The sequence below is a fragment of the Paraburkholderia sp. genome (genome assembly GCF_035656215.1).
In the GTDB taxonomy this organism is placed as follows: domain Bacteria; phylum Pseudomonadota; class Gammaproteobacteria; order Burkholderiales; family Burkholderiaceae; genus Paraburkholderia.
The window spans coordinates 1-13,585 of the sequence record NZ_DASRSY010000472.1; the positions used below are offsets into that span (position 1 = coordinate 1).

13 protein-coding genes, 2 tRNA genes and 1 pseudogene are annotated in these 13,585 nt (G+C 62.5%); 5 read left to right on the forward strand and 11 right to left on the reverse strand.

The window, feature by feature from the left end:
* The 5 genes from VFE81_RS27770 to fdxA form a co-directional block, all read right to left on the reverse strand.
* Positions 1–721 (reverse strand): AraC family transcriptional regulator (locus VFE81_RS27770; RefSeq protein WP_325047646.1); only part of this gene is annotated, 721 nt, incomplete at its 3' end.
* Positions 722–852: 131 nt separating this feature from the next.
* Positions 853–1,329 (reverse strand): CreA family protein, encoded by a 477-nt coding sequence (locus VFE81_RS27775; protein ID WP_325047647.1) that lies wholly within the window; start codon positions 1,327–1,329, stop codon positions 853–855.
* Positions 1,330–1,597: 268 nt separating this feature from the next.
* Positions 1,598–1,673: transfer RNA gene (locus tag VFE81_RS27780), tRNA-Asn, on the reverse strand.
* A 62-nt stretch (positions 1,674–1,735) separates the two neighbouring features.
* A tRNA-Asn gene (locus VFE81_RS27785) sits at positions 1,736–1,811 on the reverse strand.
* Between the two features lie 117 nt (positions 1,812–1,928).
* Positions 1,929–2,252 (reverse strand): ferredoxin FdxA, encoded by a 324-nt coding sequence (gene fdxA / locus VFE81_RS27790; RefSeq protein ID WP_325047648.1) that lies wholly within the window; start codon positions 2,250–2,252, stop codon positions 1,929–1,931.
* A gap of 281 nt (positions 2,253–2,533) precedes the next feature.
* Between fdxA and pncB the strand changes: the two genes are divergently transcribed.
* From pncB to VFE81_RS27815, 5 genes are all read left to right on the forward strand, one after another.
* Positions 2,534–3,730: a nicotinate phosphoribosyltransferase gene (pncB, locus tag VFE81_RS27795; protein WP_325047649.1), complete on the forward strand. Its 1,197-nt coding sequence runs from the start codon at positions 2,534–2,536 to the stop codon at positions 3,728–3,730.
* A gap of 170 nt (positions 3,731–3,900) precedes the next feature.
* Positions 3,901–4,563 carry a lactate utilization protein C gene (locus tag VFE81_RS27800; RefSeq protein ID WP_325047650.1) on the forward strand — a complete coding sequence of 221 codons (663 nt, stop codon included), beginning with the start codon at positions 3,901–3,903 and terminating at the stop codon, positions 4,561–4,563.
* A gap of 67 nt (positions 4,564–4,630) precedes the next feature.
* Positions 4,631–6,058, forward strand: a complete 1,428-nt coding sequence (locus VFE81_RS27805; RefSeq protein WP_325047651.1) for a sodium:proton antiporter — start codon at positions 4,631–4,633, stop codon at positions 6,056–6,058.
* A 65-nt stretch (positions 6,059–6,123) separates the two neighbouring features.
* Positions 6,124–7,113, forward strand: a complete 990-nt coding sequence (locus tag VFE81_RS27810) for a D-glycerate dehydrogenase (protein WP_325047652.1) — start codon at positions 6,124–6,126, stop codon at positions 7,111–7,113.
* Positions 7,110–8,558: a DNA recombination protein RmuC gene (locus VFE81_RS27815; protein ID WP_325047653.1), complete on the forward strand. Its 1,449-nt coding sequence runs from the start codon at positions 7,110–7,112 to the stop codon at positions 8,556–8,558. Before VFE81_RS27810 ends, VFE81_RS27815 begins: the two co-directional genes overlap by 4 nt.
* Before the next feature lie 24 nt (positions 8,559–8,582).
* Here the strand turns inward: VFE81_RS27815 and VFE81_RS27820 are convergent, their stop codons facing one another.
* The 6 genes and pseudogenes from VFE81_RS27820 to VFE81_RS27845 all read right to left on the reverse strand — a co-directional run.
* On the reverse strand, positions 8,583–9,071 hold the full coding sequence (locus VFE81_RS27820; protein WP_325047654.1) for a GNAT family N-acetyltransferase: 489 nt from the start codon (positions 9,069–9,071) through the stop codon (positions 8,583–8,585).
* Positions 9,071–9,346, reverse strand: coding sequence for a hypothetical protein (locus tag VFE81_RS27825; protein ID WP_064268466.1), 276 nt, complete (start codon positions 9,344–9,346; stop codon positions 9,071–9,073). Before VFE81_RS27825 ends, VFE81_RS27820 begins: the two co-directional genes overlap by 1 nt.
* A gap of 65 nt (positions 9,347–9,411) precedes the next feature.
* A complete protein-coding gene (gene glp, locus VFE81_RS27830) occupies positions 9,412–10,713 on the reverse strand; it encodes a gephyrin-like molybdotransferase Glp (RefSeq protein ID WP_325047655.1) in 1,302 nt (433 codons plus the stop codon).
* A 74-nt stretch (positions 10,714–10,787) separates the two neighbouring features.
* On the reverse strand, positions 10,788–11,402 hold the full coding sequence (gene mobA, locus VFE81_RS27835) for a molybdenum cofactor guanylyltransferase MobA (protein WP_325047656.1): 615 nt from the start codon (positions 11,400–11,402) through the stop codon (positions 10,788–10,790).
* Positions 11,403–11,415: 13 nt separating this feature from the next.
* Entirely contained in the window at positions 11,416–12,525 is a 1,110-nt protein-coding gene (gene moaA / locus VFE81_RS27840; protein WP_325047657.1) for a GTP 3',8-cyclase MoaA, read from the reverse strand.
* 216 nt (positions 12,526–12,741) lie between these two features.
* Positions 12,742–13,585 (reverse strand): annotated as a pseudogene (locus VFE81_RS27845) (ribonuclease E/G); the annotation flags it as partial.

Here is a 13,585-nt window from a genome sequence, read left to right on the forward strand (position 1 = left end):
AGACACCCGCCCGCAACGGTGCGAGCGAGCGTTGCAGGCGCACCTGGTTGCGCCACGCGTGCGGCGGCAGGCCGGTGGCCTGGTTGAAAAGGCGGGCGGCGTGAAAGGGCGACAGGCCCGCTGCCCGCGCGACTTCGGCCAAGGTGACAGCTTCGGCGAGGTCGCCCGTCAGGCGCTCCTGCATTGTCGCGACGCGGGCGTCGTCGGCGACGAGGCGCGCCGCTTCCGGCTGCGTTTGCGAGTAGCGGACCAGCAAGGTGGACAGCGCGTCGAGCATCGCGGCCTCCGCGGCGAGCGGATCGTCGCCGGCCTCCAGCAGGCAGTGCGCGCGCGCCAGTCGCTGCGCCAGATCGGGATCGCGGATCACGCCCGGCGCGAACCACGGCAAGGCTTGCGGCTTGCCGGCGAGCTCGCCGGCAAGCTCGTGGATGAACGCCACAGGCGCATACATCACGCGATACCGCCAGCCTGCTTCGACAGCCTTGGACCCCGTGTGCAACTCGCCGGGGTTGATGATCGGCACGCTGCCCGCCTCGGCGACATAGTCCGAGCCGCGATACCGATAGCCCTCAGCGCCCGCGACGATCACCGCAATCGTGTACGCGTCGTGCCAATGCGGCGTGAACTCGTGATCGTGATATTCGGCCGTGAGCAGGTCCGCGCCGGGCAAAAGCGGCGTGCGCCAGTAGCGGGCGGAATCCTGGAAGTGATGGGCGGTCATGGTGGAAGTCTGGCGTTTCGGCGTTTCGGCGATCCGGCGTGACCGGTCAGTGTAGCGCGCCGCGGCGGCTGTCGCTGCCGTTACTCATGTCCGGATGTCTCTGGCGCAGCGAGTTTGCCATCGGGCGGCGATCACTTGACCGGGATCGTCGTGCCGGCCGGCATCGGCACGGCGCTTACGCTGTTTTTCGCGCTGCCGCTGACGACCCGGTCGCTGTAGGTCATGTAGACCAGCGTGTTGCGCTTCGCGTCGACCACTCGCACGACATGCAGCGATTTGAAGATGAGCGACATGCTCACGGAGAACACGTCGGCCTGCTGTTTCACTGGCCCTGTGAAATGAATCGCGCCGACCTGACGGCAGGCGATCGACGCTTCGGTCGGATCTTCGGCGATGCCGAGCGTGCCCTTGACGCCGCCGGTACGTGCGCGCGACACGTAGCAGGTCACACCTTGGACCAGCGGGTCGTCATAGGCTTCGACGACTACGCGGTCGGAGCCCGTGACGCGAAAGTTGGTATTGACGCTGCCGACTTCTTCGCTGTGTGCCGAAGGCAGCAGCAGGGCGGTCGTGACTGCGAGCGCGGTGCGCAACAAGGTCGATTTCATGAGATGGCCGGGAATAAGTGTTTGGGTTGGCGGGCTAAAGAGTTGCACCGATAAATCACCATCGTATAACGGCGTGTCCGTCAGAGGGCCAGTGCAAATGCCCCAGGTCATGCGCTACCTTCCGGTCGGAACAGATGGTTGCCCCCCGACTCAGGCCACCTGATCCGGCGTTGAAACAGGCCAGACCAAAACGCTGGGCCAAAACGCGAGGCCAAAACCCCAAGCCAAAACAAAAAGGCCCGCACGAATGCGGGCCTTTTAAATTTTTTGGCTCCTCGACCTGGGCTCGAACCAGGGACCTACGGATTAACAGTCCGGCGCTCTACCAACTGAGCTATCGAGGAACAGCAGTACAACTTGATCTACATAAAAAAGCCCGTATTGGTTAACGGGCTTTTGAAATTCTTGGCTCCTCGACCTGGGCTCGAACCAGGGACCTACGGATTAACAGTCCGGCGCTCTACCAACTGAGCTATCGAGGAACAGAACAACAAACAGCAGAGAAGCGAAATTGTAGAAGCAGCTTAAGCCCCTGTCAATACCCCGTGTTCATCTCGATTTGTGCCGGATTCGGCAACGCAGGTGACAGATCGCACCGCTCAGCGCGCGAGCAGGGCCAGCTTTTCCTTCACGTCCTTGAATTCGTCGGCTTCCGGCAGCGGCGCCTTGGTCTTGGTGATGCTTGGCCAGTTCTTTGCCAGATCGGCATTCAACTCGGTGAAGTGCTGCTGGTCGCCCGGCACGTCTTCTTCGGCATAAATGGCATTCACCGGGCACTCGGCCACGCACACGGCGCAGTCGATGCATTCATCGGGGTCGATCGCGAGGAAGTTGGGACCTTCGCGAAAGCAGTCCACCGGGCACACATCGACGCAGTCGGTATAGCGGCATTTGATGCAGCTTTCGGTCACAACGTGAGTCATTCAGGCAGCTCCTGCATGCGGAATCAGGGGAGGCGAAAACGCCAAAAGCGTTATTGTAACGTAACGTCAAGAGGCGCATACGCCATCGGGCAATGCCTTTTATACGTTTTCGTGATTAGTTTATGGCGTCCGGCGAGAGCCGCCCGCCGGTGCGCTGAATCCGGGTGCATTCGGGTAACATGCATCAGGTCGGCGCGCACGGGGTGCGCCGCACGCGCATGGGTTGACGCGTTTGGTCGAGCCAAGCCTTCCGTTTTTCCTGCAGTCCAGTTCGCGCCATCATGATTATTACTTCGCTGCTCGACACCGATCTGTACAAGTTCACGATGATGCAAGTGGTGTTGCATCACTTTCCCGCGGCAAATGTCGAGTACCGGTTTCGCTGCCGCACGCCGAATGTCGACCTCGTGCCGTATATCGGCGAGATTCGCGATGAAGTGCGCAAGCTGTGCGATCTGCGCTTCACCGACGACGAGCTCGACTATCTGCGGCGCATGCGCTTCATCAAGGGCGACTTCATCGAGTTTCTCGCGCTGTTCCATCTGAGCGAGAAATACATTTCGATCGAGCCGTCGCCGAAGGGCAACGGCGAAATCGACATCGAGATCAAGGGGCCGTGGTTGCATACGATCCTGTTCGAGATCCCGATGCTCGCGATCGTCAACGAGGTCTACTTCCGCAATACCCAGAAAAAGCCGGACTACAGCGAAGGGCGCGGCCGTCTCGTCGAAAAGATCCAGTTGCTGGGCGCGCGCCCGGAATTCGCCGATTGCAAGATCGCCGACTACGGCACGCGCCGCCGCTTCTCGAAGCAATGGCACGAAGAAGTGATCCTCACGTTGAAAGACGGCTTGGGCGAGCAATTCGCCGGCACCAGCAATGTCTTCTACGCGATGAAGCACAGCCTCACGCCGCTCGGCACGATGGCGCATGAATACCTGCAGGCGTGTCAGGCCCTCGGTCCGCGGCTGCGCGATTCGCAGATTTTCGGCTTCGAAATGTGGGCGAAGGAGTATCGCGGCGACCTGGGCATTGCGCTGTCGGACGTGTACGGCATGGAGGCGTTCCTGCGCGACTTCGACATGTACTTCTGCAAGCTGTTCGACGGCGCACGCCACGATTCCGGCGATCCGTTCGACTGGGGAGAGCGCCTGCTCAAGCACTACGAGGCGAACCGCTGCGACCCGCGTACCAAGATCCTCGTGTTCTCCGACGCGCTCGACATCCCGAAGGTGCTGCAACTGTACGAGCGTTTCCGCGGCCGCTGCAAGCTGGCATTCGGCGTAGGAACCAATCTGACAAACGACCTGGGCTACAACCCGTTGCAGATCGTCATCAAGATGGTTCGTTGCAACGGTCAGCCGGTGGCGAAGCTGTCGGATTCGCCGGGCAAGAACATGTGCGAAGACAAGGCCTATCTCGCGTATCTGCGTCAGGTATTCGGCATTGCGCAGCCCGAGGAAGGTACTGCGAAGTAATGCGGCACTCGCGCGGTTCACGTGCGACTCGCGTGCTGATACCGCACGGAGGTTGCGCGCCCCGCGTGGGTGATACGCAGCCATAGGCCATTCGGCCAGGGTGTTCGCGCCCAGGGTCGCCGGTATAATCCTCGTCACATCGCACGGCTGTCGACACGAGGATTTCGCATATGGACACATCGATTGCCCGCCGTAACATCCTGGCGCGCATCCGCGCGGCGCAGGGGCGCGAGCCTGAACCGTCCGCTTCCGAGCGCGAGGCGGCTGCGGATTATCTGGCGCGCCATCCTCAAGGTCCGCGTCCGGAGATGCCGGTCGATCTGACCACGCGCTTCATCGAAGAAGCGCAGAAAATGGCAACCACGGTCGATACGGTCGAAGCACTGAGCGAGGTGCCTTCCGCCGCGCATCGCTACCTCACAGAACACGCTTTGCCGCTGCAGGCGATCGCGTGGCAAACCCTGCAAGATCTGCAATGGGCTGAAGCCGGCCTCAACGTCGAATTCCGCAAGCCTGAAGAAGGCGACGTGGTCGGTCTTACCGGCTGTTTCTGTGCGACCGCCGAGACCGGCACACTCGTTCTGCTGTCCGGGCCGGAAACTTACGCATCGGCAGGTCTGTTACCGGAAACTCACATTGCGATCGTGCCGGCTTCACGCATTGTCTCAGGACATGAAGAGGCGTTCGGGCTGATCCGCAGCGAACGCGGTGAACTTCCACGCGCAGTCAATTTTGTCTCCGGGCCGTCGCGCACCGGGGATATCGAGCAGACTATCGTGCTTGGCGCACATGGGCCTTATCGGGTGCATGTGATCGTCGTGCGTGGCGCGTGAACGCGGCGCTCGCGGGTGTCTCTTCGCGGCGCGCACGGCCGCCTGCGGTAACAAGGACTTCAAAAATATGAAACGACATGCCGTAGGGTCGAGCATGGTGCTCGCCGCTGTGCTCATGCTAGCGGGTTGGCCTCAATTGGCATCAGCGGCTACGCTCGACGGCGCGACTTTGTCGGCGCTGTGGGGCTTGCCGTTTGCGGGCGTGTTGCTGTCGATCGCGGTGTTTCCGCTGGTCGCGCCGGCATTCTGGCACCACCATTTCGGCAAGATCGCGGCAGTGTGGGCGCTGCTGTTCCTGGTGCCGTTTGCGCTTACCTTCGGCACGGGCGTCGCATTCGGAACGCTGGTACACGCGGTGCTCGAAGAATACATTCCGTTCATCGTATTGCTGACGGCGCTCTATACGGTCGCGGGCGGCATTTGCGTGCGTGGCAATCTGCACGGTACGCCGCGCCTGAACACCGCGATTCTCGCGCTGGGTACAGTACTGGCCAGCATCATGGGTACGACCGGTGCGGCGATGCTGCTGATCCGCCCGTTGTTACGCGCTAACGATAACCGCAAGCACGTCGTTCATGTGGTGGTGTTCTTCATCTTTCTGGTAGCAAACGCGGGCGGCTCGTTGTCGCCGCTCGGCGACCCGCCGCTCTTTCTCGGCTTCCTGCAGGGTGTCAGTTTTTTCTGGACCACCACGCATCTGGCGTTGCCGATGCTGTTCGCCTGCGTCGTGCTGCTGGTCGCGTTCTATGCACTGGACTCGTACTATTTTCATCGGCGTGAAGAAGAGCGCTCGCGCTTTCTCGATCCGACACCGGATTCACCACCGCTGGGTATCGACGGCAAGATCAACTTCGTGCTTCTCGCTGCCGTGATTACGCTGGTTTTGATGAGCGGACTCTGGAAGTCGGACGTCGTTTTCGACGTTTTCGGTACGCACGTCGCGTTGCAAAATGCGGTGCGCGATGTCGCGCTGATCGGCGTCACCTTGCTCTCACTGGCGTTGACACCGCGCGCGGCACGCGCGGGCAATGACTTCAACTGGGCGCCGATCGAAGAAGTCGCCAAACTGTTCGCCGGCATCTTCGTGACGATCGCGCCGGTCATCACGATCCTGCGTGCAGGCGAGGCGGGCGCATTCGCCGGCATCGTCCATCTGGTCAATCCCGCAGGCCAACCGCACGACCTGATGTACTTCTGGGCGACCGGCCTGCTATCGTCGTTTCTCGACAATGCGCCGACCTACCTGGTGTTCTTCAACCTGGCCGGCGGCGACGCGCAGACGCTGATGACCACCGGCGCCACCACGCTCGCGGCGATCTCGGCCGGGGCGGTATTCATGGGCGCCAATACGTATATCGGCAACGCACCGAACTTCATGGTGAAAGCGATCGCGGAATCGCGAGGCATTCGCATGCCGAGCTTTTTCGCGTATTTCGGCTGGTCGGTTGTCGTGCTGATTCCGCTGTTTCTCGTTACCGGCTGGCTGTTTTTCTGACGCCTGATTTGATGTTTTTTTGACGCCGAGGTAATTGAACTCGACGCGCTATTCGGAGAATTGCAATGCAGAAGATCCTCGTCGCCCGTCCGATCTTTCCCGATGTGATCGAACGGCTCAAACAGTATTTCGACGTCGACTGGCATCAGGGCGACGTATTGCCCGTTGCCGAGTTGACGCGCCGTCTCGCGGATAAAGACGGCGCGTTGACCGCGGGCGATCCGGTCGGCGCGGCCGTGCTCGCAGCGGCGCCGCGGCTGCGCGTGGTGTCGAATATGGCGGTGGGTTACAACAACTTCGATATGGCTGCATTCAACGCGGCGAACGTGCTCGGCACCAATACGCCGGACGTGCTGAACGAATCGACCGCCGATTTTGGCTGGGCATTGATGATGGCCGCGGCACGCCGCATCGCCGAATCGGAGCACTGGCTGCGCGCGGGCAAATGGCAGAAGTGGACCTATGACGGCTTTCTTGGCACCGACCTGTATGGCTCGACGCTCGGCGTGATCGGCATGGGCCGGATCGGGCAGGCGCTGGCGCGTCGCGCGAAGGGCTTCAACATGCAGGTGATCTATCACAACCGTTCGCGGGTCGCGCCGGAAATCGAGGCGGAGTTGAATGCGCAATACGTGTCGAAACAGGAGCTGCTGCAACGTGCCGATCACGTGGTGCTCGTGTTGCCGTACACGAAGGAAAACCACCACACGATCGGCGCCGCTGAGCTCGCGCAAATGAAGCCGACCGCAACGCTCACTAACATCGCACGCGGCGGCATCGTCGACGATGCCGCGCTGGTCGAAGCGCTACGCACGAAGCAGATCGCCGCAGCCGGGCTGGATGTGTACGAAGGCGAGCCGAATCTGAATCCGGCTCTGCTGACCGTGCCGAATGTCGTACTGACGCCGCACATCGCCAGTGCGACTGAAGCAACGCGCCGTGCCATGGCGAACCTCGCAGCGGACAATCTGATCGCAGCGCTAGGTGAAGGTCCACGCGCCGGCCGGCCGCCGAATCCGATCAACCCCGAGGTTATCGGCAAGGCGCGTTCATGACAATGATTCTGGTGGCGGCCGTTGCCGTGCTGGCGGTCGCCTTGGTCATCGCGTTGGTTTTGCTGATGCGCGGCCATAGCCGCGCTGACGGAAGCGAGCAGTTCGAGATTCTCAGCGAGCGTATCGACACAGCGGCAGACGCGCAGTCGCACGCTTATGAACGACTCGAGCGGCAACTGCGCAATGACATCACCGAAACGGCGCGCGTGTCGCGTACCGAGCAGAGCAGTGGATTCGCGCACTTTCAGCAAACGCTGGCATCGCAATTTAGCAGTATGACAACGGTGCAGAGCGGTAAGATCGACGGCTTCGCGCAGCAACTTGACGCGGTGCGTCACAGTCTCCAGCAGCAGGCGCAGCAGGCACGCGATGAGCAAGGGCGCACGCTCAAGCAGTTCGGCGAAACGCTGACCTTGCAACTGGGCCAGCTCACCGAGGCGAACGATCGCCGTTTCGCTGAGGTGCGTGCGACCATCGAGCAGCGTCTGAAAGATATCGAGGCGAACAACTCGGCCAAGCTCGAAGAGATGCGCCGCACTGTCGACGAAAAATTGCACGCCACGCTCGAACAACGCCTGGGTGAATCGTTCAAGCTGGTGTCCGACCGGCTGGAGCAGGTGCATCGCGGTCTCGGTGAGATGCAGACACTGGCTGCGGGCGTTGGCGATCTGAAGAAGGTCCTGAGCAACGTCAAAACGCGCGGCACGTGGGGCGAAGTGCAGCTCGAAGCGTTGCTCGAACAACTGCTCACCGCGGATCAATACGCGAAGAACGTCGCGACGGTGCCGAAGAGCGCCGATCGCGTCGAATTCGCGATCAAACTGCCGGGCCGTGCGGAGGCGGGCAGTCCCGCCACGCCGGTCTGGTTGCCGATCGACGCCAAGTTCCCGCGCGAAGACTACGAGCGGCTGATCGAGGCTCAGGAGCGCGCCGATCCCGTTGCGGTGGAAGAGGCGTCGCGCGCACTCGAAGCGCGGATACGCGCCGAGGCACGCACGATTGCCGAGAAGTATGTGTCGCCGCCGCACACGACTGATTTCGCGCTGCTGTTCCTGCCGACCGAAGGCCTGTACGCGGAAGTTCTGCGTCGGCCGGGCCTGACAGACCTGCTGCAACGCGACTATCGCGTGACGATTGCCGGCCCGACCACGCTCACCGCCTTGCTCAATAGTTTGCAGATGGGATTCCGCACGCTGGCGATCGAGAAGCGGTCGAGCGAGGTGTGGCAGGTGCTTGGCGCGGTTAAAACGGAATTCGGCAAATTCGGTGACGTGCTGGCAAAGACCAAGGCACAGCTTGAAACCGTCACGCGTTCGATCGAAGCCGCGGAAACACGCACTCGCGTCATGAACCGCAAATTGCGTGACGTCGAGGCATTGCCGGGTGAAGAGGCGAGCGGGTTGCTCGGCGATGCGCTAACGGGCGTGGATCCCGACGAGCAATAGAGCGGATTCCGAAACGGCTCAACCTCAGGACGCGGCTCCTGCAGCCAGTCGTTCAAGCGCTTCGCCCGTCAGGCGTACGACACGCCAATCCGGCATCACCGTCGCGCCCATCTTTTCGTAGAAGTTAATGGCCTGCTTGTTCCAGTCGAGCACGGTCCATTCAAAGCGTGCGCATTGCCGCTCGACCGCCAGCGCCGCCAACCGGGCGATCAACGCTGTGCCTAGACCGGTGCCGCGTTGGCTCGGTTGCACGTAGACATCTTCGAGATACAGCCCGCGCTTGCCGACGAAGCTCGAGTAATTGTGGAAAAACAGCGCATAGCCGACGATGTGTCCTTCGCTTTCCGCCACCAGCGCTTCGATCGAGGGCCGCGTACCAAACAGTGCGTCATGCAAACCGTCTTCGGTCGCGACGAATACGTGCGTGAGGCTTTCGAATTCGGCCAGCTCGTACGTCAACGCGAAGATTGCGCCCGTATCCGCAGGCGTCGCGGCGCGGATCGTCGCGGTCATTACGCTTCTTCCGGCGCGTCGGTCAGGTGGATTTCGATGCCGCCAAAGCGCGACGCTACCCAGTTGTACGCGTGGCATGCAATCCACAGCAGGATGAAGCCGAGAATCGCGTTCAGCAGCAGCGCGCTGAACACTGTGCTCAGCTCGACCGAGCCGTAGCGGATGAACGCCACCAGCACGCCGAGCAGCACGATCGGCACCGAGAACGTCAGGTACACGAGGATAAGCGCTTTGGCCGTTTGTCCCGGTGCAATGAACGAGATCTGTTTTTTCATGTAAGTCAAACCCGTGTGTCGTAGTGGTAATGGGTTAAGCCGCAACGCAAGCGTGCAATCAGGCGTCAGATGAGACCGTCGAACAGCATGATATCGACGTGCTCGCCCTCGGCAATGTCGGTTTCATCGTGCCCGAGAACGATGAAACAATTGGCTTCGCTCATCGAACTCAGCACGCCGGAGCCTTGTGAGCCGGTTGGCGTGACATGCCATTGGCCATGCGCGTCCTGCTCGGCGACGCCGCGCTGGTACTCGGTGCGCCCGGCGCGTTTGCGGATGATCTGGCGGCTGGCGGCGCGAAAGACCGGCAAAGCCTGCGGTGTTGCGCCGGACATCAGCAGCAGTGCCTCGCGCACGATCTGGTAGAACGTCACCATCACGGCCACGGGATTGCCCGGCAAGCCGAAGAATAGCGCGGGCAGACCGAGACCCGGGTGGTTGCCGGACCATACGCGGCCAAAAGCGAGCGGCCGCCCCGGGCGCATCGCGAGACTCCAGAAGGCGACGTCGCCGAACGTCTGCAGTAATTGTTTGGTGAAATCCGCCTCGCCTACCGAGACCCCGCCTGACGTCAACACCACGTCGGCGCTGGCTGCGGCGCTGCGCAACGCGGCTTCGAGCGCAGCGGGTTCGTCACGCACCACACCGAGATCGAGCGTATCCATGTTCAGGCGCCGGAGCATCGCAAACAGCGTATAGCGATTGCTGTCGTACACCGAACCCGGGTCGAGTGGCTCGCCGAGCGAGCGCAATTCGTCGCCAGTGGAGAAAAATGCGACGCGCAAACGCCGCCGCACATTGACTTCGCCAATGCCGAGCGAAGCCAGCAAACCGAGGTCCGACGCGCGCATGATGCGACCGGCGTGCAGCGCAGCGTGGCCGCGTGCGAGGTCTTCGCCAGCCAGGCGCCGGTTGGCGCCGGCCCGCACTGCATTGGCCACAAAGCGGATCGACATGGAATCGGCGCTGCCCTCGACAAGCTCTTGCGGCACGACGGTGTCGCAGTCAGCAGGCATGCAGGCGCCCGTCATGACGCGTACGCATTGCGTTGCGTTCACGCGGCCCGCGAAAGGATGACCGGCCAGCGCTTTGCCGACGATCGTCAAATCGACCGCAGACTTATTCGTGGCCAATGCCGCGCGATTGAACGCGTAGCCGTCCATGGCCGAGTTGTCGTGCGAAGGGACGTCGATCGGCGAGACGATGTCGGCCGCCAGCACGCGGCCAAGCGCATCGCGCAAGGGAACACGTTCGACGGCCGTGACGGGCGTTGCCCATTGACGGACGATCGCCTGGGCGGCCGAAACAGGTAGCGCGTGAGGATCGTACTGCGCGACGCAGCGGGAAAATTCGTTAAGCGTGGTCATGAAGGGCTGGGCGTCGCGACCGGAGGCGGGCGCGGCTGCTGCCGTGCGGCCGCAGCGGGATTTCAACCGGGGCCTCAGCAACGCTCGAGGTCGGCGAGTTCTTGTAACGAATTGATATTGTAAAACGCGCGCTCGTCGGTAAAGGCGACTTCGACCGTCTTGTGGCGCGCGTACCACGCGCGGACCTTGCGCTCACCGGCTTCCAGAAAGGCGGCCAGGTCGTCTGCGAGGCTCGTGCGCAGCAACGCGAACACGGGGTGGAGCGAAACATGGCCTGCGGCGTCGGTGGTCGTGACAGTGGCGATGTCGGCCTGATTCGAATCGAGTGCCTGCGTGAGCAGGGCGGCGAGTTCGACGGGCAGACCGGGTGTGTCGCAGGGCGCGCTCAGTACGTAAGCGGTGCCGGCCGCGCGCAAGCCGGCGAGCAGGCCTGCCAGCGGTCCGGGAAAGCCGGGCAGGGTATCGGCAAGCACCTTGGCGCCAAACGGCGCGCCGAGTGCGGTGTAGACGTCAGGGTGACGATTGGCGCTGATCAGCAGGGCGCCGGTTTGCGGTGCGAGTCGCTTCAGCACATGGGAGGCGAGCGGTTCGCCGTGTAGCGTCTGCAGCCCTTTGTCGACGCCGCCCATCCGCATGCCGCGTCCGCCCGCGAGGACCAGACCGGTGATGTGTTCGCGTGTCGGGTTCATGGGTTGGGCCGCTTTAGCCGCCGATGTACGACATTTCCACGCGGCGGCCGTCCTGCTCGCGCGGCGCGGCTGTGCTGCTGCCGCGCAATTGCGAATAACGGTCGCTGCGGTCTTGCCAGATTTCGGCGACGGCGGTGGCGATATCGGCGTCGCTCGCACCGTTGCGCAGCAAGGCGCGCAGATCGTGACCGGACGACGCGAACAGGCACAGGTACAGCTTGCCCTCGGTCGAAAGACGCGCACGCGTACAACTGCCGCAAAAAGCGCGTGTCACGCTCGAAATCACGCCGATCTCGCCGCTGCCGTCCGCATACCCCCAGCGCTGGGCGGTTTCGGCTGCGCTGTGCGCTTCGAGCGGCACGAGCGGGAAATGCTCGGCGATGCGCGTCACGACGTCGGCGGAAGGCAGCACTTCGGTCATGTTCCAGCCGTTCGACGTGCCCACGTCCATGTATTCGATAAAGCGCAGCACAGTGCCCGTGCCTTTGAAATGACGCGCCATTGGCACGATTTCACCGTCGTTGGTGCCGCGTTTGACGACCATATTGACCTTCACCGGCGCGAGCCCCGCCGCGTGGGCCGCGGCGATTCCGTCCAGCACGTCGGCGACCGCGAAGTCGGCGTCGTTCATGCGGCGAAAGAGGGTGTCGTCGAGTGCGTCGAGACTTACCGTCACGCGGGTCAGGCCGGCGTCTTTCAGACTGCGCGCTTTGCGCTCCAGCAGCGAGCCGTTGGTGGTCAGCGTCAGATCGAGAGGGCGGCCTTCCGGCGTGGTGAGTTGCGCGAGCCGCTCGATCAGGAATTCCAGATTTTTGCGCAGCAGCGGCTCGCCACCCGTAAGACGGATTTTTTCGACCCCATGTGCGGCGAAGAGTCGCGCGAGCCGTTCGATTTCTTCGAAGTTGAGCAGTGCGCTATGCGGCAAGAATGCGTATTCCTTGTCGAATACCGCGCGTGGCATGCAGTAGACGCAGCGAAAATTGCAGCGATCCGTCACCGAGATGCGCAGATCGCGCAGCGGGCGCGCCAGCGTGTCGTGCAGCACGCCACTGGGCGCCTGCACGGGGCCGGAAATGATCGGCACCGCGCTGAGATCGGCAACAGGGATGATGCGTCGGGACATGAATTGCTTCGCTTGATGTTGCGTTTTGGGCTGCTTCGGTGGTGCGATTGGAATCTATATCTTCATTCTAGCGGAAATGCATCGGCCGGCTGCCGGCCCCCGCCGCTGTCGGGGTATACGGGGAGTGGCATAAAGCACTCGATCAAGCGGGCGCGTGGCCCCATAAAACAAAAAGCCCGCCGGTGAGGGCGGGCTTTTTGCGAGGCGGCGGTTCGCTTATTGCGGGTGCTTACCGGTTTCCACCATTTGCATCGGCGCGGTTTCGACCGGCGGCAATGCTTTACGCTCGCGACCTACGCGAACCGGCCTGGTTGCTTGCGCAGCAGCTTCTTGCGCGGCCTGCAGCTTGTCGGCGTCCGTGTTCACCCAGACGAGACCGGCTTGTTCCAGCACCGGCTTCAGGGCTTCCGCCGACACACCGCTATTACGCGGAGCCTGCGGTGCAACTGCAACGGGCGTCGGCTCGACTACCGCTTCAACTGCCGGAGCAGCAACTGCAACGGCGGGTTCCGGTTCGACGATCGTGGCTTGCGACGCCGGCTGGGCGGCCGGTGCTTCGACCACTGCCGCCGGGGCTGCGGTTTCTACCGGGGCCGGTGCGGCTTGGGCTTCAACGACCGGAGCAACTGCCGGCGTTTCGACCCGCGCTTCAACCGGAGCTTCGACGTGAGCGACCGGTTCGACTAGCGAAACCGTCTCGCTGGCGGCCGGCGCAGTTTCGACCGGCGCGGCAGCGACGTGCGCCACCGGTGCTTCCACTGCCTGTTCGACTGCAACCGGTGCCACCGGCGCTTCTGCGACCGGCACAACCGTTTCCGTCTTCGCAGCCTTCTCGACGGCCAGAGCCGGCGTTTCGGTTACAGCATGCAGTTCGCTGACGACAGCGGTTTCCGTTGCGACAGCAGCGACAACCACTTCTACCGGCTTAACGTCGTTCGCTTCGTTGACGTCGGCCTTGTGCTCAACCAGTTGATGCGCGGTGCGCACCGGTGCTTCGTCGGTCACATTGACGTTGTCGCCTTCAGCTTCCGCAACATCCGCAGCGAGGTTGCCGTTCACG